18 protein-coding genes are annotated in these 19,598 nt (G+C 61.7%); 12 read left to right on the top strand and 6 right to left on the bottom strand.

Annotation, left to right across the window (positions count from 1 at the left end; genetic code table 11):
* Position 1: 1 nt before the first annotated feature.
* The gene (locus D1222_RS01655; protein ID WP_119452500.1) at positions 2-295 is read left to right on the top strand and encodes a 4a-hydroxytetrahydrobiopterin dehydratase; all 294 of its coding nucleotides are present in this window, start codon (positions 2-4) and stop codon (positions 293-295) included.
* Here D1222_RS01655 and D1222_RS01650 read toward each other — a convergent pair.
* Positions 292-1,962 carry a response regulator gene (locus D1222_RS01650; protein ID WP_182481836.1) on the bottom strand — a complete coding sequence of 557 codons (1,671 nt, stop codon included), beginning with the start codon at positions 1,960-1,962 and terminating at the stop codon, positions 292-294. The two genes, D1222_RS01655 and D1222_RS01650, sit on opposite strands and share 4 nt — an antisense overlap.
* 173 nt (positions 1,963-2,135) lie before the next feature.
* On the opposite strand from D1222_RS01650, the gene D1222_RS01645 reads away from it, so the two are divergent.
* From D1222_RS01645 to D1222_RS01635, 3 genes are all read left to right on the top strand, one after another.
* The gene (locus D1222_RS01645; protein ID WP_119453681.1) at positions 2,136-2,909 is read left to right on the top strand and encodes an SDR family oxidoreductase; all 774 of its coding nucleotides are present in this window, start codon (positions 2,136-2,138) and stop codon (positions 2,907-2,909) included.
* 30 nt (positions 2,910-2,939) lie between these two features.
* Complete coding sequence (locus tag D1222_RS01640) at positions 2,940-3,695, top strand: hypothetical protein (RefSeq protein WP_119452498.1); 756 nt, start codon at positions 2,940-2,942, stop codon at positions 3,693-3,695.
* Between the two features lie 77 nt (positions 3,696-3,772).
* A complete protein-coding gene (locus D1222_RS01635) occupies positions 3,773-4,147 on the top strand; it encodes a VOC family protein (RefSeq protein WP_119452497.1) in 375 nt (124 codons plus the stop codon).
* Between the two features lie 57 nt (positions 4,148-4,204).
* Here D1222_RS01635 and D1222_RS01630 read toward each other — a convergent pair whose 3' ends face one another.
* Together D1222_RS01630 and D1222_RS01625 are read right to left on the bottom strand one after the other, a co-directional pair.
* The gene (locus D1222_RS01630) at positions 4,205-4,744 is read right to left on the bottom strand and encodes a hypothetical protein (protein WP_119452496.1); all 540 of its coding nucleotides are present in this window, start codon (positions 4,742-4,744) and stop codon (positions 4,205-4,207) included.
* Positions 4,745-4,838: 94 nt separating this feature from the next.
* Entirely contained in the window at positions 4,839-6,059 is a 1,221-nt protein-coding gene (locus tag D1222_RS01625) for an MFS transporter (protein WP_233348463.1), read from the bottom strand.
* Positions 6,060-6,226: 167 nt separating this feature from the next.
* On the opposite strand from D1222_RS01625, the gene D1222_RS01620 reads away from it, so the two are divergent.
* The 5 genes from D1222_RS01620 (at position 6,227) to D1222_RS01600 (ending at position 8,241) form a co-directional block, all read left to right on the top strand.
* On the top strand, positions 6,227-6,535 hold the full coding sequence (locus D1222_RS01620) for a YggT family protein (protein ID WP_233348462.1): 309 nt from the start codon (positions 6,227-6,229) through the stop codon (positions 6,533-6,535).
* A complete protein-coding gene (locus D1222_RS01615) occupies positions 6,535-6,822 on the top strand; it encodes a DUF167 family protein (RefSeq protein WP_119452494.1) in 288 nt (95 codons plus the stop codon). Before D1222_RS01620 ends, D1222_RS01615 begins: the two co-directional genes overlap by 1 nt.
* Positions 6,815-7,699: a bifunctional methylenetetrahydrofolate dehydrogenase/methenyltetrahydrofolate cyclohydrolase FolD gene (gene folD / locus D1222_RS01610; protein WP_119452493.1), complete on the top strand. Its 885-nt coding sequence runs from the start codon at positions 6,815-6,817 to the stop codon at positions 7,697-7,699. Before D1222_RS01615 ends, folD begins: the two co-directional genes overlap by 8 nt.
* Positions 7,700-7,787: 88 nt before the next feature.
* Positions 7,788-7,970, top strand: a complete 183-nt coding sequence (locus tag D1222_RS01605) for a hypothetical protein (RefSeq protein WP_119452492.1) — start codon at positions 7,788-7,790, stop codon at positions 7,968-7,970.
* Positions 7,960-8,241 (top strand): HNH endonuclease, encoded by a 282-nt coding sequence (locus D1222_RS01600; RefSeq protein WP_119452491.1) that lies wholly within the window; start codon positions 7,960-7,962, stop codon positions 8,239-8,241. Before D1222_RS01605 ends, D1222_RS01600 begins: the two co-directional genes overlap by 11 nt.
* Here D1222_RS01600 and D1222_RS01595 read toward each other — a convergent pair.
* Both D1222_RS01595 and D1222_RS01590 read right to left on the bottom strand, forming a co-directional pair.
* Positions 8,205-8,567: a YbaN family protein gene (locus D1222_RS01595; protein WP_119452490.1), complete on the bottom strand. Its 363-nt coding sequence runs from the start codon at positions 8,565-8,567 to the stop codon at positions 8,205-8,207. The two genes, D1222_RS01600 and D1222_RS01595, sit on opposite strands and share 37 nt — an antisense overlap.
* 113 nt (positions 8,568-8,680) lie before the next feature.
* Positions 8,681-10,201 carry a catalase gene (locus tag D1222_RS01590; protein ID WP_119452489.1) on the bottom strand — a complete coding sequence of 507 codons (1,521 nt, stop codon included), beginning with the start codon at positions 10,199-10,201 and terminating at the stop codon, positions 8,681-8,683.
* Positions 10,202-10,436: 235 nt separating this feature from the next.
* Between D1222_RS01590 and D1222_RS01585 the strand changes: the two genes are divergently transcribed.
* The gene (locus tag D1222_RS01585) at positions 10,437-11,288 is read left to right on the top strand and encodes an SGNH/GDSL hydrolase family protein (protein WP_119452488.1); all 852 of its coding nucleotides are present in this window, start codon (positions 10,437-10,439) and stop codon (positions 11,286-11,288) included.
* Position 11,289: 1 nt separating this feature from the next.
* On the opposite strand, the gene D1222_RS01580 is transcribed toward D1222_RS01585, so the two are convergent.
* Positions 11,290-12,456 (bottom strand): BaiN/RdsA family NAD(P)/FAD-dependent oxidoreductase, encoded by a 1,167-nt coding sequence (locus D1222_RS01580; RefSeq protein WP_233348461.1) that lies wholly within the window; start codon positions 12,454-12,456, stop codon positions 11,290-11,292.
* A 120-nt stretch (positions 12,457-12,576) separates the two neighbouring features.
* Between D1222_RS01580 and D1222_RS01575 the strand changes: the two genes are divergently transcribed.
* Together D1222_RS01575 and pbpC are read left to right on the top strand one after the other, a co-directional pair.
* Entirely contained in the window at positions 12,577-17,535 is a 4,959-nt protein-coding gene (locus tag D1222_RS01575) for an alpha-2-macroglobulin family protein (protein WP_119452486.1), read from the top strand.
* Positions 17,532-19,595: a penicillin-binding protein 1C gene (gene pbpC, locus D1222_RS01570; RefSeq protein ID WP_119452485.1), complete on the top strand. Its 2,064-nt coding sequence runs from the start codon at positions 17,532-17,534 to the stop codon at positions 19,593-19,595. Before D1222_RS01575 ends, pbpC begins: the two co-directional genes overlap by 4 nt.
* The last annotated feature ends 3 nt before the right edge of the window (positions 19,596-19,598 follow it).

Raw genomic sequence — 19,598 nt, 5'->3', positions numbered from 1 at the left:
AATGGCCGACAAGATGAAAGTCGAAGACGTTCTGACCAAGGTCAAAGGCTGGAAAGCCGCAGACGGCGATACGGACGCGATCACCAAGACGTTCAAGTTCGAGGATTTCGCGACGGCCTTCGGGTTCATGAGCGCAAGTGCGACGCAGGCAGAGAAGGCCGACCACCACCCTGAATGGTTCAACGTCTACAATACGGTTGAGGTCACGCTAACGACCCATGATGCGGGCGGTGTCACCCAGAAAGACATCGACCTTGCCAACAAGATGGATGGCTTTGCCGCCAAGCTTGCCTAGGCGCTCATCCGCTGGATCAAGCTGTCGATGGCACCCAGCGTTTCGGTATCTTCGGCGCTGCGGCGCGCAGCGACTTCAGGCCCGGCAGCGGACATGCACCGGCTCATCGTTGCGATAAGCTGGCGCTCATCGATCGGCTTCGACACATAATCCGACATGCCTATCTTCATATAGCGCTCGCGGTCGCCGGCCATGGCATCTGCTGTGAGGGCGATGACAGGCACGCTTTCAAAGGCGCCGCCCATCTCGCGCAGGCGTTTGAGGGTTTCCGGCCCGTCCATCTTCGGCATGTGGATGTCGAGTAGCACGATGTCGATCTTCGAGGTCTGGAGGACTTCAAGAGCCTCCTCGCCGCTCGATGCTTCAAGGACGTGCAGCCCGACCGGCTCAATGAAGAGGCGTGCGACGCGGCGGTTGATGCGGTTGTCATCGACGACAAGCGCGGTCTTGCCGCGAAAGTCGACAACGCGCTCGTCGCGAACCTTGACCTCGTGCGGCTTGAAGCTTTCCGGGATCTGCGGAGCGGCTTCATATTCAGGAAGCGCTGCTTCAAAGCTGAGCGTGAAGATGGAGCCCTTGCCCGGTTTGCTGACGACCGCCACGTCGCCGCCCATCATGCGGGCAAGCTTTCGCGTGATGGCAAGGCCAAGGCCCGTGCCGCCGTAAATGCGGGTGGTTGAGCGGTCGGCTTGCTGGAAATTTTCGAACAGGCTCGCGACCTGGCCGTCATCCATCCCAATGCCAGTGTCGGACACATGGATCTTCAGCCGGACATGGCCTTCGGTGTCCGTTGGTTCGCAGGTCGCCGCGACGATGACGCCCCCTTCTGAGGTGAACTTGAGCGCGTTGGATACGAGGTTGTCGATGCACTGGCGGAAGCGGACGGGGTCGAATTCGAGAACGGAGGGCACGGACTTGTCCACAATCACACGCAGGAAGAGGCCCTTCTCCTCGGCCTTCGGGCGGTAGAAGCGCTCGGTGCGTTTCAGCTTGTGCCGGAAATCATCGGCGATTGGCGCGATGTCGAGCTTGCCCGCCTCGATCTTTGAGAGATCCAGAATGTCGTTCAGCAGCGTCATCAGCGACTTCGAGCAATCAAGGATCGCCCCAACCATCTCGCGCTCGTCGGTGTCGAGCTTGCGGGAGGCAAGTGCCTGCGCCATGCCGAGTATGCCGTTGAGTGGTGTACGGATTTCATGGCTCATCGAGGCAAGAAACTCGGACTTCGCTTCACTGGCTGCCTGCGCCTCGCGTTTGGCATGACGCAGCTTGCGCTGGTTTTCCTGAATGTCGGTGATGTCGTGGCTGAGGCAGAGAACATTGCCGTCCGGCATGGGCGAGAAGCTGGCCTTGATGGATTTACCATCGTCTGTCAGCACATCGATAGAGCTGAAGGCACGGATTTTTTCCACCAGCTTGCGAGAGTATTCCAGCGAGCTGAAGCGCTCGCTGTCTTCGACAATTGTGCGCGTGCTGGCGAGCATCGCGTCGTCCAGATTCTTGCCCGCCGATAGCTGACGATAGAATTCGGGGAAGTGCCGCTTGGCCGTTTCGTTCACGAAGAGAAGTTCGAAGTTCGGACCATGCAAGGCAAATCCGTTCTCGATGCTCGCGACGGCATCAAGGACCTGGTTCAGCGAAAGATTGATTTCGTTGCGGTGCGGCACGCGCCTTCCCCCCTTATATTTTTGCCAGTGAGTAGACCGCAAAATCATTTAAAAATGCTTCACGGTGGGGAAGGCGGCCATGGCGCTGGGGTGGTTGAACCTTGACGCAGGGCAAGGAAGCTGGGACTGCAGCCGCTGCAACAGACAAGAACAAGGCGAGAGGAGCGCGCATCATGGGCAGAGTTTCAGGCAAGAAGGCATTCATTACAGGCGGCGCGCAGGGGCTTGGCGAGGCCACCGCATGGATGCTGGCGCGCGAGGGCGCGAAGGTCACTGTGACCGACATCAATGGAGACGGCGCAGACAAGGTTGCGGCCGCGATCAATGCCGAACTTGGTGAAGGCACAGCCTTTGCCTGGCAACATGACGTCACCGATGCAGAGCGCTGGCAGACTGTTCTGAAAGAAGCCCATGACGCGATGGGCGGACTAAACGTGCTGGTCAATAATGCCGGTATCGGTTCGCTCGGCTCTGTCGAGGACGAGAATTACGAGATGTTCCGCAAGGTGCAGGAGATCGACGTCGATTCGATCTTCCATGGCTGTAAGTACGCGCTGCCCCTGATGCGCGACCATGGCCTTGGCTCGATCGTGAACATTTCGTCCATCGCGGGCATCATCGCGAGCGGCAACTATATCGCCTACAATACGGCCAAGGCGGCTGTGCGCCACATGTCAAAGTCGATTGCGCTTCACTGCGCAAAGACTGGCGGCCAGATCCGCTGTAACTCGGTCCACCCTGTCTTCATCAACACGCCGATCCTCGACCGGACCAAGGAAATGTTCGGTGAGGAAGAGGCGCTGAAGAAGCTTGGCCGCCAGATCCCGCTCGGCAAGGTGGGTGACCCGGACGATATCGCCTATGCGGTTCTCTATCTTGCCTCCGATGAGAGCAAGCTCGTCACGGGGATCGAGCTGAAAGTGGATGGCGGCATCTCTGCGATGTAAGCTCGCCGCGAGTAGAGAGTGGGGGGACATATGAAACACGCACTATTCGCCAGCCTGCTTGCGGCCGGTGGCCTTTTCGGCGCACCGGCCTGTCAGGCGAGCCCTAACGACCCGCAAGAGGCTGCGCGGCGCGCGGTGCTGACCGGCGAGGCCTGCCCGGCGGTCGGCGACAAGGTTTTCTTCTTCTGGATGGAGCCGCAGTCCGCCGAACCGGGCGAGATGATTTCCCTCCAGCCTTACTGGACCGATATGCCGGGCGGCTACAATTCGGTGCCTGCGGGCTGTATCGGCGACCTCAACGTCGTTCCTGCGGAGGCTGGCAGCTTTTCGCGCGATGAGACAGGCACAGCGTTCCTGACCATTTCGCCGGATGTCGAGGCAGGCGCGCGGGTGCGTGTCGAGGGCACCTATCGGGGCCGTCATCCGATTGGCGGGCCGATCGAGGTCTTCAGTGCAGAGCAAAACCCCCTTGTAGGCTATTGGCGCCAGGATGATGAGACTTGCCCGCCCGATAGCGCGGTGAAAGAGCTGGTCTTCAGCGGCGGCGGCGACCTGACGGTCACCTGGACGCCGTTCGAGGTCTACAAGGATTACTGGGCAGCTTTTGACTATGATCCTGCGACCGGCGCGTTCAGCTTTGAGGTCGAAGGCGGAAACCAGATACCGGAAGACATGGTGACCGAAGGTCGCGCGAGAATCGAGGGCGACCGGCTGATCTTTGAAGACATCTTCCTTGGCACGCCAAGCCAGGCAAAGGGCGGCTGCCGGAGCGACTTTCTCCGTTAGGCCAGCGGGCCCAGATTTCGCTCGCCAAAAGCTTATTGTTCGTGTTATGTTCCTGCTCCGAAACAGGAGGTGGGACAATGATCGGTTATGTGACCTTTGGCACGAATGACATCCAGCGCGCGGCGAAATTCTATGACGCCATAGCCGCCGAGATGGGCACCGGGCGGATGATGGACTTCGAGACATTCATCGCCTGGGGTGCTTGGGATGGGCCTGCTGGCATCGCGGCGACCAAGCCGTTCGATGGCAAACCGGCAAGCGTTGGCAATGGCACCATGGTCGCGCTGCAGGCCAAGGACCGCGCGCAGGTGGATAAGCTCTATGAGATCGCGCTTGCCAATGGTGGCAGCGATGAAGGGGCGCCGGGGCCGCGCGGTGAAGATGGCTTTTACGCCGCCTATTTCCGCGACCCGGATGGCAACAAGCTCAACGCCTTTACCACCGGCGCGTAGAAAAAGGGCCGGAGGCTTGCCCGCCTCCGGCCCAGTCTTTTTGTCGTGGCTGCGTGCCTATTGCGCGTCGCTTTCGGTGACCGCTGGCATGCGGATATAGGTGAGCGTGTTGCCGCGCGGATATGAGGTGAGCTGCAGCTCTGCCTCGGTCAGCGCGATGATGCCGTAGCAGAGCGTTTCGTTACCTTCTGCCGATGTCATCGTGATGAGCTGCATGTCGCTGGTCTCGCCGACGGCGTCCGGGCAGCTGTCGACGGCCTGGAGCGTCTCGGTGCTCAGTACCTCTCCGTCATACATCATCGTTACGGTGCCATCGAGGATTGACATCTCAGAGAGATTGTCATCGCCGGATACCCAGTCACCTTCGAGGGCCGACAGCGTCTCATTGCCCACGTCGGCGTCGGCATCAGACATGCTCATATCCATGTCGCCGCCCGGCGCTTCGTCCATGCCAATTTCAGGGTCTTCAGTGAGCGAGCCTTCGCTTTCGATCGGGTCTTCTGCAGCTGGCGTTTCATCGACGGTTTCAGGACCGCCGCAGGCCGCCAGCGCAATCGCCGTGGCGCAACCCGCCAGCAGTTTCAGGTTCAGTTTCATTCGATCAGCCTCCATCGCTTTGTGATGGAGCTAGCCGAACACGCTTGATCGGCAAGCCCCCGCCAATGAACGCCGGACAGAGGCGGGCGGTTGCTCAGGCCGCGCGCCGTGTTTCGCGGACCAGCCGGTAGCCGAGCAGGGAGAGCATCATCGCCGCGCTGACGAAGAGCGGCAGGCGGCTGTCGAGCGTATAGAGAGCCGCGCCGAGGAGCGGGCCGAAGATGAAACCAGATGGCGGCGCGGCCGAAAGAAGGGCGGCGGCCTTGCCCTGTTCGTGGCGCTCGACCGAAAGACTGCCAAGCGCGTTAGCCGCGGGTACAGCCATGGCAGAACCAGCGCCAACCATGCAGAAGGCGGCGCACATCGCGGCGAAGTCGTTCAATAGCGCTGCGCCGATATAGCCTGCACCAATCAGGGCGAGACCAATCGGGAGGATTTTGCGCGGCGAGGGATTGAGGCGCTGCACATAGCCGAACTGGATGATGATCATCATCACCGCCATGCAGGAAAAAACGATCCCCACGGCCTGCACGGTGTCCGCCTGCGCCGTGTTGAACCGGTCTTCCATAAGCCAAGCAAGTGTCTGTTGAATGGCACCGACGGCGATGAAGTAGCAGAGCAGGAAAGCAAGGTGCGGGAAGACGCGCGGGTCGCGAATGCGCAGCGGTTCTGGGCGGCTGCTGTCGCGGTGTCCGCGTGACTTGGGCAGGGCGAAAGCGATGATGACGCCTGCTGCCGCGCAGAAGATGATGGAGCCCCAGATCGGGGCGAGCGCGCCCAACTTGGCGAGAACGCTGGAGCCTGCAGGCCCGAGAATGGAGCCGAGCGCCATGCCTGCGCTAAGCATGCCGAGCCCGCCAGCGCGGGTGGCAGGTGTGGTCGCATCCGTCATGGCGGCCATGGCAGCTGGCTGCAGTCCGGGCGAGAGGAGGCCAAACCAGAGACGCATGAAGGCGAGCAGGAAGAAGGTCGATAGCCCTGTCACCAGCCCGGCCAGGGCGGCCTTGAGCGCAAGCACGAAAAGCGTGTTCGTTCCCGCCATCGCCATGAGGGAGAAGACCATGACGCGCTTGCGCCCGAACCTGTCGGCCCAGCGGCCCCATTGCGGGATCATCAGCGCGTAAATTGCGGCTGAGAAGGTGAGGATGCCCGCAACCTGAATTTCTGTGAGGCCAGCTTCCCGCGCGAGCGGCGCGACCACGACGAAATTGATCGTCATGCCGGCGCCCATGGCCACGTTGGCGAATGCGATGATGCCTTTCTGCCATCCGCTTAGCGGTCGCAAAGGTTGTTCGATTTCGCCCTGATGCAGCATGTGCCCCCACTTCGTGCGCAGGTTGAAGATGGAAGCGTTTCCCGCCCGCGGCAAGCAAGCTTCTCGAAAAAGCGGGCCTTCCCCAGAGTGAACCTGCGCAGCTTTCGAGTTGCAGTGAGCAGCGCATTCAGCTTAGTCAGGCGTCTCAATTGGAGGAGATCAGACCCGTGCAGGAACTCGCTTTCGCGCTATACCAGTACTTCGTTTACCCGATCCTGACGCTGATCCTGTTTGCGCTGTTTGCTTATGTGATCATGAGCTGGCTGTTCATGTTCAACGTGCTTTCGCCTTACGGTCAGATCGCCCGTCAGGTCTATTCCACGCTGGAATCGGTGCTTGAGCCCCTGCTGCGCCCGATCCGAAATACGATCCCGCCACTCGGTCAGCTGGACCTTTCAGTGTTTATTCTGGCGCTGCTGATCCTGTTCTTCCGCGACTGGCTGTTCCCGCAGCTGCTCATTGCGATGCCGGGCTAATGCGTCTTTCGGTCCGGGTAACGCCGAATGCGTCGGCTGACCGTATCGAAGACCTGACCCATGACGCTGACGGGCGACCAAGCCTGAAAGTCCGCGTGCGCGCGGTGCCTGAAAAGGGCAAGGCGAACGTCGCTGTCGAGGCGCTGCTCGCCAAGGCGCTGGGCCTGCCGAAATCTGCCGTAAAGGTGGTGACCGGGCAGGCGAGCCGCACTAAAGGCGTGGACATCGAGACCGAAAACGGCAGCGCGGCAGCGCGCCAGATCGAGGAGTGGATGGGCGATGGCTGAACGTATCGATGGCAAACAGGTCGCCGCAGATGTGCGCGCGAAAGTGGGCGAAGCGGTCAAAACGCTTCCGGGTCAGCCGACACTGGCTGTCGTGCTCGTCGGCGAGGACCCTGCAAGCCAGGTCTATGTGCGAAACAAGGTGCGCCAGACCGAAGAGGCTGGCATGCGCTCGCTGCACCATCATCTGCCAGTCGACGCGAGCCAGGATGAGGTCGAAGCGCTTATCTCCCGTCTGAACGGTGATGATGAGGTGGACGGGATCCTGCTCCAGCTGCCACTGCCCAAGGGCCTCGATGAGCAGCGCGCTATCGAATGCATCGCGCCAGCAAAGGATGTCGATGGTCTGACAGAGGCGAGCGCCGGGCGGCTGGTCCTTGGCAAGGATGGTCTTCGTCCATGTACGCCGACGGGCTGTGTCATCCTCGCCAAGTCGGTTCTGGGGGACGATCTTTCCGGCAAGAATGTCGTCGTGATTGGCCGCTCCATTCTGGTGGGCAAGCCTGCCGCGCTTCTCTTCCTTGCAGAGAACTGCACGGTGACGATCGCGCATTCACGCACCAAGGACCTCGCTGCGCTGTGCCGGACGGCGGACATCCTTGTGCCTGCGGTCGGGCGGCCTGAAATGGTGAAGGGCGACTGGGTGAAGCCGGGTGCTGTGCTGATTGATGTCGGCATCAACCGGATCGATGCGCCTGAGAAGGGCGAAGGCAAGACGCGCCTCGTTGGCGATGCGGACTTTGGCGACTGCGAGAAAGTCGCTGGCCATATCACGCCAGTGCCGGGCGGTGTCGGCCCGATGACGATTGCCTGTCTGCTGCGCAATACGGTCATCGCAGCCTGCTATCGCCGCGGCTGGGCGCTTCCGTCTGGTCTCTAGGCGGGCTTTGACCTGTTGAGGTGTGCCATGAACCAGCGGGCGGCAAAGCCGTTATAGAAGCTGGCAAGCGAGCAGGAGAGACAGGACCATGCAAAAGCCGAAAACATTTCTGGGCTGGGCCGGTGTGGTCTTCATGCTGACCGTCATCGCGGTCATCGTCATGGTGGCAGCGAGTATTGCGTTTGTCGTCGTCGCAGGCGTTGCGATCATCGGTGCGGTAATCTCGCTCCTGCTGCTGCTGGCGAAGCGCAAGACGAGCGATGACGGCTGAACTTCGTCCGCTGAGCCGTGATCACTTCGATCAGCTTTGGAAAGCGCAGGATGGTCAGTGTGCCCTTTGCGGCAAGGCCATGCCGCGTGTCCGGTTTGATGTGGCGCATGCCAGCATCTGGAAGAAGCAGCGTCCCACCTTCGATCACATCATTCCGAAGGCAGGCGGTGGGCCTGACAGGCTGGAAAATCTCCAGCTGGCCCATGCGGTCTGTAACAAGCGCAAGGGCAAGCGTCAGGCAGGCGGATCGGATGGGCGGGTGGCTACATAAGCCATGCCGCAGGCGATGAGAACGAGCGCGGCGGCAAGCCACGTCCATCGGCCCCAGAGGAAAGCGGTCGAGATACCGCCAGCCAGCGTCATGCCGACGAGGGCACCTGACTTCGACTTGCGCGAAAGTGTGCCATCTTCAATGAAGTCGCGGATAGGCGGGCCAAAGCCCGGCCGCCCATAGATCCAGTCGCGCATGGCGGGGCTGGAGCGGGCAAAGCAGAGCGCCGCGCCGATCCAGAATACAGTTGTGGGCCAGACGGGCAGGAAGATGCCGATCGCGCCAAGACCCAGCAGTATAAATCCGAGGAAGCGGGCGATCATCATGGCGGTGTCTTCGCGCTCCTCAAAGCATGCTCGCTCTCATGTGAAGACGGGCGGCATATATTGGCAAGTGCCAGATACGCCGCCCGCCGACAAGCTGGATGCAGGATCAGCCGTTATTCGGCCGGGACGGTTTGCGGGGTCTTGTCAGTGACCGGCGCTGCGTTCGGCTTGTAGTCGCCGTCCGCTTTCACCTTTTCCCAGGCCTTGCGGACACCGGCTTCATAGTCAGGATGGACCTTCTTGAACTCTGCCAGCTGACGCTCGCAGATTTCTTCGGGCACAGCGCCCCAAGTGCCGGCGATGTTCATGAACAGGCGCTCCTTCTCGTCATCCTCGAGCACTTTCTCGAAAAGGACGCGCACCTGTGAATAGTCGTCTTCCTTGCGGTGGTTGTACCGGTCGGCATCTCCGCTAATGCGAAGCGGCGGCTCCTGAGCCTCTGGCACTTCGACCGGCCCCTTGAAGGAGTTCGGCTCATAATAGGCGTTCGGATCGCCCGTCTTGATGCCGCCATAGACGTTCATCTCACCATCCTTGTGGTAGTGATGGACCGGGCATTTCGGGCGATTGACCGGGATCTGGTCATAGTGCGTGCCGAGGCGATAGCGGTGCGCGTCAGCGTAGGAGAAGATCCGCGCCTGAAGCATCCGGTCAGGGCTCCACGAAATGCCGGGGACGATGTTCGACGGCGAGAAGGCGACGTTCTCGATCTCGGCGAAATAGTTCTCCGGGTTCCGGTTCAGCTCGAAATGGCCAACATCGATTGGTGGATAATCGGCGTGCGGCCAGACCTTGGTGAGGTCGAACGGGTTGAAGTCGCACTGTTCGGCTTCAAGCTCTGGCATGATCTGGATCTGGAATTTCCAGCGCGGGAATTTGCCGTCTTCGATCGCGTTGAAGAGCCGCTCCTGATAACCTTCGCGGGTCTTGCCGGTGACCTCTTCGGCCTCGTCATTGGTATAGTGCTCGTGGCCCTGTTCAGTCTTGAAGTGGAACTTCACCCAGAACCGCTCGCCCTCATCATTCCAGAGCGAGAAAGTGTGCGAGCCATAGCCGTTCATGTGCATCGGGCTCGTTGGCAGGCCGCGGTCCGACATCAGGATGGTAACCTGATGCAGGCTCTCCGGGCTGAGCGACCAGAAGTCCCACATGGCGGTCGGGGAGCGCATATTGGTCTTCGGGTGACGCTTCTGCGTGTGGATGAAGTCCGGAAACTTGTACGGGTCACGCACAAAGAAGACCGGCGTATTGTTGCCGACCATGTCCCAGTTGCCTTCCTCGGTGTAGATCTTGAGCGAGAAGCCGCGCACGTCGCGCTCATGGTCAGCGGCGCCGCGCTCACCAGCAACGGTTGAGAAACGCGCGATGAGTGGGGATTTGGCCCCCTTCTGCAGCACTTTGGCCTTGGTATATTTCGAGATGTCTTCGGTGATGACGAGCTCACCATGCGCGCCCCAGCCTTTGGCGTGGACGGTCCGCTCCGGGATACGCTCCCGGTTCTGGTGGGCGAGTTTTTCGATGAGCTGGTAGTCCTGCATCAGCAGGGGGCCGCGCTCACCGGCAGTCAGGGAATCCTGGTTGTTCGGCCACGGGGCACCGGACGTCGTTGTCAGCTTCTTGCTATTATCGGCCATGTGGGGAGCTCCTTTTGAGATCTGGAACTTCCGCAACGCCGGGATGCTCGCATGTGTTGCATTAATAATTGGGCGCACACCTATTGAGAATTCAAATGGCTCGCTGCAAACGCTAACAGCGCTACCCGCATGGACAACTCGTAACACTTGCAGCTATCAAATGGTCTGAACTCGTGGTTAAGCCGGGTGAGGGGATATCGGCCGGCTAGTCGTTTCGGTAGAGGTTTCGAGGGAAATGATGTCAGGACTCCGTCTATTTTCTGCACTTGCGGTTAGTGCGCTGATCGCCGCTGCACCGGCCGTGGCGCAAGCCGGGCCGCAGGATGAAAACTATGTCCGTATGGCGAACTATCGCACGCCAGGCCTGCCGGTGGTTCACCTCTTCGGTGACAGCATCATGCGTGGCTATGCGCTCAGAAAGTTTCCTGACCAGTATTCACCTGAGGAGGTTGAGAGTGAGATCCTCTGGTCGCTGCGCTCGCCTGCATCGATGCTCAAATTCATCGCGGAAGACAATTACTGGGCCGGTTACGCTGGCGGGACGGGTCTGCCGTACACGACGGACCCCAAGGGCAATACGGTTTATGCACGGGTCGATAATGGCCAGGTCTTCGACGACGATTTTATCGTGATCAGCGATGCCGGTGAGCACAATAACAATCCGGCTGAATACTATCTCATGCTGAGAAGCCTGCGGACCCTGCTCTGCGCCTATGATGTCGATGTGCTGTATGTGAACACGTTCGACGATATCGCCCCCGGCGCCTTGGCGATTGAGGACGAGGACCAGTATCGCTGGTCTGTCCCAATCAAGGGCAAGACGATGAATTCGACCTTCGAGAAGGCGGCAAATGAGGACATCGCCGACTGCAAGGCAGATGCCCACCTCATCGACATTGTGCCCGACATGATTGCGCTCAAGGAGCGGGGTATCCCCCCGATCCAGTCAGATGGCATCCACCCGAACATTACGGGCCAGTGGCTGATTGCCTACAAGATCGACAGCAAGGTTCGTGAAATCATGGACGCTCGTGCCGCCGCCGCTGGCGGAGAGGTCGCGGAGCTGGAAGCCGCAAGCGAGCACTAGGTCAGGCAATTGCCTTTGCGCAGGCGTCTGCGCTGGCCCAGGCCCATTGGAAATTATAGCCGCCGAGCCAGCCGGTGACGTCGACGCACTCGCCGATGAAGTAGAGGCCGGGCTGGTTCCTGCTTTCCATGGTTTGAGAAGACAGCCCATCGGTATCGATACCGCCTGATGTTACTTCGGCCGTTCGCCAGCCTTCCGTGCCGACGGGGACGACCCGCCATTTCTTCAGCGTGAGCGCGATATCGTCCATCTCGCCTTTGGAGAGCTGAGCGAGCTGCTTGTTAGCGGGCATGGTTGGCCAGCTGGCGATATAGCTGGCGAGACGCGCCGGGAAGCGTTTGCCGAGCCAGCTGGAGACGCTGGTGCGCGGCTGGTTCTCACGCGCGGCGCGCAGGTCTTCCAGCACAGGATCACCGGGCGCAAGATCGATTTCGACAGGCTGGCTTTCGCGCCAATAGGTCGAGGCCTGCAGCATGGCCGGGCCAGAGAGGCCGCGATGGGTAAAAAGCATCGCTTCATGAAAATCAGGCCCGCCGCCCGCTTTCGCATCCACCATGCAGGAAACGCCGGAAAGCTCTGAGAAGGCGTCCTTCAGCTCCCCTGAGAAGGTGAAGGGTACGAGCGCCGGGCGTGTTGGGATGATGTCATGTCCGAACTGACGCGCGATATCATAGGCGAGCCCGCTAGCGCCCATCTTTGGAATGGAAAGCCCGCCGGTTGCAACGACGAGGTTCGCGGCGCTGACCAGGCCGTTCGACGTCGTGACCTCGAACCTGCCATCGCGGTGTGCAATTTCGCCTATGCTTGTCTCGAGCCGCATCCTGCCGCCGGGGGCGGTCAACTCATCGACCAGCATGTCGATGATGGCGCCGGATTTCTGATCGCAGAAGAGCTGGCCGAGCGTCTTTTCATGCCAGGTGATACCGCGCTGGGCGACCCGGTCGCAGAAGTCCCACGGGCCGTAGCGGGCAAGCGCCGATTTGGCAAAATGACGGTTCGCCGAAATGAAGTTGGCGGGGCTGGTATGTATGTTGGTGAAGTTGCAACGCCCGCCGCCAGAGATACGCACTTTCTCGGCTGGTCGCCTGGCGTGATCGAGCACGAGGACGTCCGCGCCGCGCTCAGCAAGGCGCCCGCCGCAGAAGAGGCCTGCAGCGCCTGCACCCAAGATCAGCGTATCGACCCGCTCAGACAGTTCGCAAATCCTTAAAAAGTCTCAATCTGGCCCTGTTCGCGGCATAGCAAACTCCTGTAAAGAGTGGGAACGCACCAGGAGGAGGACGCAGGGATGGCAGGGTGGACCAACAGGGCGCGGGGATTGGTACTGGGTGGACTGACGGCCTTGGTCGTCGCCTGCGGCATCGGGGATGAGCCGCCAGCACCTGTCGATCCGGAAACCGCTGGCGGTGAAATCGTCGAGCGCTCACGTGCTGCACAGGCCGCTGCAGAGCGCCGCGAACGAGAGCGCCAGGCCCTCGCCGAGGCAGAAGAGAACCGCTTCGTCTATTTCCGCTACGCGCCTGATACGAGTGGTGTCAGCCCGCGTGCCTGCCTCGTCTTCTCCCAGCCGCTCGACCCTGAAATCAACTATGCCACCTATATCCGGATGCAGTCTGATGTGCGTCCTGCGTTTGCGGTAGAGGGGCGCGAGCTCTGCCTCGAAGGCCTCGACTTTGCGAGCGGGTACACCGCCACGATCCTGGAAGGCCTGCCAAGCGCTGATGGCCGCACGATCGAGCGCGAGGAAGAGGTCCAGATCAGCTTTGAGGACCGCCCGGCCTATGTCGGTTTTGATGGCGCAGGCGTTATCCTGCCGCGCGATGATGCCGATGGCCTCGCAATCGAGACGGTCAATGTCGATGCGGTCGAGATCAGCGTTTACCGCGTGAATGACCGCGCGCTGGCTTTCAAGTCGATCAGCCAAGGCGATGAAGCCGCGCAGGGCCGATATTCCTATCTTTATGGCGAGGAAGACCCGCGCGATGTCTCGACCGAAGTCTGGTCTGGCAGCATGGACATCGACAATGTCACCAATGCGCCGGTCACGACCGTCTTCCCGCTTCAGGATGTGATCGGTGAGCTTCGTCCCGGTTCCTATTTCGTGGAGCTGAAAGACGCCAAGGAGCTTGATGATTATGACGGCCCGGCCGCGTCGGCCCGCCGCTGGATCATGCTGACCAACCTCGCGCTGACAGCCTACCGCGCCGAGAATGGGATGGATGTCACGCTGCGCTCGCTGCAGGACGGTGAAGTCCTGCCGAATACGCGTGTTCAGCTGATTGCTTACAACAACGAAGTCCTGGGTGAAGCCGAGACGGGCGAAGACGGACGCGTGCGCTTTGAATCGCCGCTGCTGGCCGGTGAGGGCAATTCCGCGCCGCGCATGATCATGGCGTTCGGTGCCAAGGGTGACCTTGCTGTTCTCGATCTCTCACGGGCACCGGTTGACCTGTCCGAGATGAAGACGGGTGGGCGCGTGACGCCCGGCCCGGTCGATGGCTATCTCTATGCTGATCGCGGCATCTTCCGTCCGGGCGAGACCGTGCACCTGACTACAATGATGCGTGACCGCGGCGGTTCGGCCGTAACAAACCGTGCTGGCCAGATCGTCATTTACCGTCCGAACGGTGTCGAAGCCGACCGTATGCGCTTCACCGAAGCCGAGGCAGGCGCGCTCGTCTGGGATTATGAGCTGTCGCGGACGGCATCGCGCGGCATGTGGCGCGCGGTCCTGACGATAGATGGGGCGGGTGAAGCCGGCTCGCTGCGTTTCTCTGTCGAGGATTTCGTCCCGCAGCGTATCGCAGTCGAACTGGACGGCGAAGAAGAGAGCTTCATCGCAGCTGGCGGCACACGCGAAATCGAGGTTGAGGCGCGTTTCCTTTATGGCGCGCCGGGTGCTGGCCTGACGGTTGAGGGACAGGCAAGACTGGAGGCGGATCCGCGTCCGTTTGAGGCGCTGAACGGCTTCACTTTTGGGCGGGCCGACGAGCAATTCCGTGAGCGTATCGTGGAGTTTGAGCCGCAGACGACCGATGGCGCAGGCCGCGCCGTGGTGCGCCTCAATCCGGGTGACCGGGGCAGCGACTCCTCGCGCCCGCTGCGCCTCAATACCAATGTCAGCGTGCTTGAGCCGGGCGGACGTGCGGTCACAGAGAGCGTGCGTATCCCTTACCGCCCGCGCGACAGCTATGTCGGCATCCGCAAGGATTTTGATGGCCGCGCCGACCGTGATGGCCCGGCGGCGTTTGAACTGGCCGCCGTCAGCGCAAGCGGTGAAATTATCGACACGGAGCTGAACTGGCGCGTGATCGAGATCGACTATCATTATGACTGGTACCGCGATGGTAGCCAGTGGCGCTGGCGCCGCTCGCGCACGGTCAGCACCGTCAATGAAGGCGTGGTGCAGACAGATGGCACGACGCAGACGATCAGCGTCGATGGTCTCGACTGGGGCCAGCACGAATTGATCGTGTCAGATGTAAACGGCGATGCGGAAGCCAGCACAGGCTTCTATGTCGGCTGGGGCGGTTCTGTTTCCGATGACGGCGTCGAGGCACCAGACCGCGTCGAAGTGATCGTCGAGGAGCAGACCATCGTTCCGGGGCGTCCGGCCGCGATTACGGTGATCCCGCCCTATGATGGCGAGGCGCAGATCGTGGTGGCGACCGACAAAATCCTTCGTATCGAGACACGGGACGTGTCGGCTGAAGGCACGCAGTTCACCCTGCCAGTGACGGCTGAATGGGGCGAAGGCGCCTATGTCCTCGTCAATGTCTATACGCCGCGCGATCCTGTGCTTCAGGCAAAGCCCCGGCGCGCCGTCGGTGTGGGCTATGTGCCTCTGGACATGGACGAGCGCACCTTCGATGTCGCGATCAATGCGCCAGAGGTGGTTCGCCCGCGCCGCGAGCAGACGATTGAGGTCGAACTGGGCGAAGGCCCGCGTGAGAATGTCTATCTGACGCTGGCAGCGGTCGATGAGGGCATCCTGCAACTGACCAAGTTCCAGAGCCCTGACCCTGTGGCCTATTACTTCGGCAAGAAGTCGCTCGGCGTCGATATCTTTGACGATTATGGCCGCCTGCTCGACCCGAATATGGGGCTACCGGCAGAAGTGCGGACCGGCGGTGACCAGCTTGGCGGCGAGGGGCTTTCCGTTGTCCCGACAAAGACGGTGGCGCTGTTCTCCGGCATGGTCGATGTCGGCCGCTCCGGCCGGGCACGTGTGACCTTCGATGTGCCGGACTTCAATGGTGAGCTTCGCCTCATGGCAGTGGTCTGGTCGCAGAACGGTCTTGGCTCAGCCAGCCGTCCGCTGACTGTGCGCGACCCTGCGCCAGCTGACCTGATCCTCCCGCGCTTCCTTGCGCCGGGAGACGAAGCCGTTGCGACGGTCTCGATCGACAATATCGAGCTGGATGACGGCACCTTCACCGCGTCGCTGGACGCGAGGGAGCCTGTCAGCGTAGCGGCGACCGAACTATCGCGGACCATTCCATCCGGCCAGCGTGTCGATGAGGGGCTGCGGATTTCAGCAGGCGAGACAGGAATCTCGGATCTCCGCCTCAACGTGTCGGGGCCGGATAATTACAGCGTCGTGCGCCATTACGAGATCGAGTCCCGCTCTCCATGGCTTCCGGCGACACAGATCTCGACGGCGATGATGCAGCCGGGTGATAGCTGGGCAATCCCCGAGGACCTGCTCGAGGATTATGTGCCGGGCACGAGCTTTGTCTCGGTGACGTTCTCGACCCTGCCGCTGGACGCGAACGCGCTTTATGCCTCGCTTGCGCGCTATCCTTATGGCTGCACCGAACAGACGGTGAGCCGGGCGTTGCCGCTTCTCTATTCAGAGCAGCTGGTGGCGATGGGCGCAGATGAGACGTCACGTGAACCGGCGCGTGCGCAGATACAGGAAGCTGTAAGCGCTGTTCTGAACCGTCAGTCTGCCGAAGGGGCGTTTGGCCTCTGGCGCGAAGGTGACCGCAATGCGTCGCCCTGGCTGGGTGCGTACACGACTGACTTTGTCTACCGCGCGAGCGAGGCAGGCTATGAAGTGCCGGAAGTGGCGCTGGAGCGGGCCTTTGCATCGATGCGGGCCGTGGCGCAGGGCGATGCCTGGCGCGCCTATGGCTATGACACCGATGTCTGGGAAAGCGAGTGGCACAACGACACGGAAGCCAAGCTGATGCGCCGCGCCTCTGCCTATGCGCTCTACGTGCTGGCCAAGGCAGGCCGCGCGGATATCAGCCGTCTCCGCTACCTGCATGACCGCGAACTGGAGCGGATTGAGAGCCCGCTTGCACGTGCGCATCTTGGCGCCGCGCTTGCCTTCATGGGTGACCGGTCACGTGCGTTCAGCGCTTTCGAGGCCGCCGAAGATGCCCTCGGCTATCAGAACACGGGCGACTATTACCAGACGCCGCTGCGTGACCTGACCGGCATTATCGCGCTGGCGGCGGAAGCCGATTTTGACGATGTCGTCGCGCGGCTTGCAGAACAGCTTGGCGATGATGCGCCAGACCCAAGTGAACTGACCACGCAGGAGAAGGCGTTCGCGTTGCTCGCCGTCAATTCCATGAATGATGGCGGTGATGACTATCGAATGGTGGTCGAAGGGCTTGGCAACGGCAACAACAATGACCGGCGCTATCAGCTCAGCGAAGAGCAGGCCCGCGGCGATGTGAGCTTCACGCTCGGCCAGAACGGGCCAGCCATGTTCCGCACCGTGATGGTGCGCGGTGCGCCGTCTTCGCCGCCGCCTGCCGTCTCGTCTGACCTTCGCGTGACCAAACAGGTGCGCACGCTGACCGGCGGCGCGGTCGACCTCGGCGATGTCGATCAGGGCGACCAGCTGATCGTGACGGTTCAGATCACGCCGGAACAGCGCCGGACAAACCCTGTCATCGTGGCGGATCTTCTGCCTGCAGGCTTTGAGATCGAAACGGTTCTGAAGCCTGCCGACGGTGCGCGCGAAGGTGACACCAATGGCGCCTTCGCCTGGGCCGGTGAGATCGACGCGGCCAAGACGGCAGAAGCGCGCGACGACCGCTTTGTTGCCGCGATCGATGTGCGCAATGAGGCTGTGCGCCTTGCCTATGTCGTGCGCGCAGTCACACCGGGCGAGTTCGTGATGCCGGGTGTGACAGCTGAAGACATGTACCGGCCCGACGTGTTCGCACGCTCAGCCCCTGGCCGCGTGACGATCAGCACGGCCAATGCGGCGACTGGCGGACAGAGATGATCTGGCTGAAACGGTCAGCGATTGCCATTGCGGCGGCGCTGACCGTCCTGTTCGCGCTGGACAGGATTTTTCCGCCACCGCTTGAGCGCGGCGAAACCGTCTCCCAGCTGGTCAGTGACCGGCGCGGGCGGCCACTTCGCGCCATTCCCACACCGGACAATTACTGGCGCTTTCAGGCACATCTTGAAGACATCGATCCGATCTTTATCGAGGCGCTTCTGGAGGTTGAGGACCAGCGGTTCTGGCGTCATGGCGGCGTCGACTGGACCGGCATGGTTCGCGCGGCGTGGAGTTCAGTGCTCGCGGGCCGCGTCGTATCTGGCGGCTCGACCATCACCATGCAGACAGCACGCCTGCTGGAACCGCGCCCACGGACCATTCCGTCGAAGCTGATCGAGATGTTCAGGGCGCACCAGATAGAGGCGCGGCTGAGCAAGGAAGAGATCCTAGAGCTTTACCTCACCCTGACGCCCTATGGCGGCAATATTGAGGGTATTCGTGCAGCGAGCTGGCGCTACTTCGGGCGGTCCCCGGACCGGTTGTCTGACGATCAGATTGCGCTTCTGATTGCCCTGCCGCAAAGCCCTGAAGTGCGCCGCCCCGACCTTCGGCCGCAAGGCGCTGATGCTGGCCGCCGGGCCATTGTCGCCAAGCTGGAGCGGCTCGGTTATCTCGATGCGGGCCGGGCAGAAGAGGCGCGGACAAGCCAGATGCCGACGGGGGCCTATGCCTTCCCGTCCGATGCCTGGCATGCGACGGCGCGCGCAGCCCGCGATGTTCGCGGCGATGTCCGCGCCAGCCTCGATGCGCGCCTGCAGGCCGAGATGGAGGCGCTGGCGCTCGCCCATGCGACGGAGGCGGGACGCGAGACACAGCTTGCAATCCTCGTGGTGGACATTCCGACCCGTGCCGTGCGGGCTTCGGTCGGATCTGCTTCACGCGACATTGCAGGGGGCTGGCTGGATCTGACGGCGCAGGCGCGCTCACCCGGCTCGGCGCTGAAGCCGTTCATTTATGCCATGGCCTTTGATGATGGGGAGGCGAGCGCCTTGACGCGGATCGCCGACCTGCCAAAGCGATTTGCGTCGTATCAGCCAGATAATTTCGACCGTACTTTCAGGGGCGATGTGCGCGTGTCCGATGCGCTCCAGCATTCGCTCAACGTGCCCGCCGTGCTGGCGCTGGACCGTGTAGGGCCTGAGCGGTTTGCGGCGACACTCGCGCTCGCCGGTGCGCCGCCGCGCATTTATGGCGGGGCCGATCATGAGTTTGGCCTTGCGCTGGCACTCGGCGGGGCAGGGCTGACCGCGAGGGAGCTTGCGATTCTCTATGCAGCACTTGGCGATGGTGGCCGTGCCAAGCCGCTGGTCTGGACGGCTGAGGAGGAAGCGGAAAGCCGCGCGGCGAAAGGCTTCCGCATGATGGAAGCTGAAAGCGCGGGCGAGATCCTGTCCATCCTGCGACGCGCGCCGACGCCTGAGGGACGCATGCCTGGCAGGCTGACAGCGGATGCGCCGCAGATCGCCTTCAAGACGGGGACGTCCTATGGCTTCCGCGATGCCTGGGCAGCTGGCGTGTCGGGCGACCACGCCATCGTTGTCTGGGTTGGCCGAGCTGATGGCGCACCTCGCCCGGGTGAGACAGGGCGCACAGCCGCGCTGCCCATCCTGTTCGAGGTTGCAGACCGCGCCGCCTACCATCTTGGCGGTGACGGTGATGCAGGCGCGCGCCTGATGCCAGAGAGGCAGCATGAAGCCGACGGCGCGTTGACATCCTTCGATCAGTCGCGCGCGGAGGCACCGCACATTCTCTTCCCGCCTAAGGACGCAGAACTCTGGTCAGGTGAGATCAATGGCGCACCGGCGCGCCCCTTCGTGTTTGCCGGTCGCGGAGAGGGCAAGCTTCGCTGGTTCATTGATGGCGAGCCGTCGGACATTGATGACGCGGGACTGCCAATCTGGCAGCCGACACGCGCGGGCTTTTATCAGGTGCGCGCCGTCGATGAGGATGGTCGCACGAGTGAGGTACGGGTGCGCGTCATCGGCATAGGGGAAAGCTAGGCG

The sequence above is a fragment of the Henriciella algicola genome (genome assembly GCF_003576245.1).
GTDB classification, from domain to species: domain Bacteria; phylum Pseudomonadota; class Alphaproteobacteria; order Caulobacterales; family Hyphomonadaceae; genus Henriciella; species Henriciella algicola.
This window is presented reverse-complemented; position numbering and strand designations above follow the sequence as displayed.

Excerpts from the sequence above, each read along its gene's own strand:
- D1222_RS01655 (WP_119452500.1), top strand. The coding sequence starts at position 2 with ATGGCCGACAAGATGAAAGTCGAAGACGTTCTGACCAAGGTCAAAGGC.
- D1222_RS01645 (WP_119453681.1), top strand. The coding sequence starts at position 2,136 with ATGGGCAGAGTTTCAGGCAAGAAGGCATTCATTACAGGCGGCGCGCAG.
- D1222_RS01640 (WP_119452498.1), top strand. The coding sequence starts at position 2,940 with ATGAAACACGCACTATTCGCCAGCCTGCTTGCGGCCGGTGGCCTTTTC.
- D1222_RS01635 (WP_119452497.1), top strand. The coding sequence starts at position 3,773 with ATGATCGGTTATGTGACCTTTGGCACGAATGACATCCAGCGCGCGGCG.
- D1222_RS01630 (WP_119452496.1), bottom strand. The coding sequence starts at position 4,744 with ATGAAACTGAACCTGAAACTGCTGGCGGGTTGCGCCACGGCGATTGCG.
- D1222_RS01625 (WP_233348463.1), bottom strand. The coding sequence starts at position 6,059 with ATGCTGCATCAGGGCGAAATCGAACAACCTTTGCGACCGCTAAGCGGA.
- D1222_RS01615 (WP_119452494.1), top strand. The coding sequence starts at position 6,535 with ATGCGTCTTTCGGTCCGGGTAACGCCGAATGCGTCGGCTGACCGTATC.
- folD (WP_119452493.1), top strand. The coding sequence starts at position 6,815 with ATGGCTGAACGTATCGATGGCAAACAGGTCGCCGCAGATGTGCGCGCG.
- D1222_RS01605 (WP_119452492.1), top strand. The coding sequence starts at position 7,788 with ATGCAAAAGCCGAAAACATTTCTGGGCTGGGCCGGTGTGGTCTTCATG.
- D1222_RS01600 (WP_119452491.1), top strand. The coding sequence starts at position 7,960 with ATGACGGCTGAACTTCGTCCGCTGAGCCGTGATCACTTCGATCAGCTT.
- D1222_RS01595 (WP_119452490.1), bottom strand. The coding sequence starts at position 8,567 with ATGATGATCGCCCGCTTCCTCGGATTTATACTGCTGGGTCTTGGCGCG.
- D1222_RS01590 (WP_119452489.1), bottom strand. The coding sequence starts at position 10,201 with ATGGCCGATAATAGCAAGAAGCTGACAACGACGTCCGGTGCCCCGTGG.
- D1222_RS01585 (WP_119452488.1), top strand. The coding sequence starts at position 10,437 with ATGATGTCAGGACTCCGTCTATTTTCTGCACTTGCGGTTAGTGCGCTG.
- D1222_RS01575 (WP_119452486.1), top strand. The coding sequence starts at position 12,577 with ATGGCAGGGTGGACCAACAGGGCGCGGGGATTGGTACTGGGTGGACTG.
- pbpC (WP_119452485.1), top strand. The coding sequence starts at position 17,532 with ATGATCTGGCTGAAACGGTCAGCGATTGCCATTGCGGCGGCGCTGACC.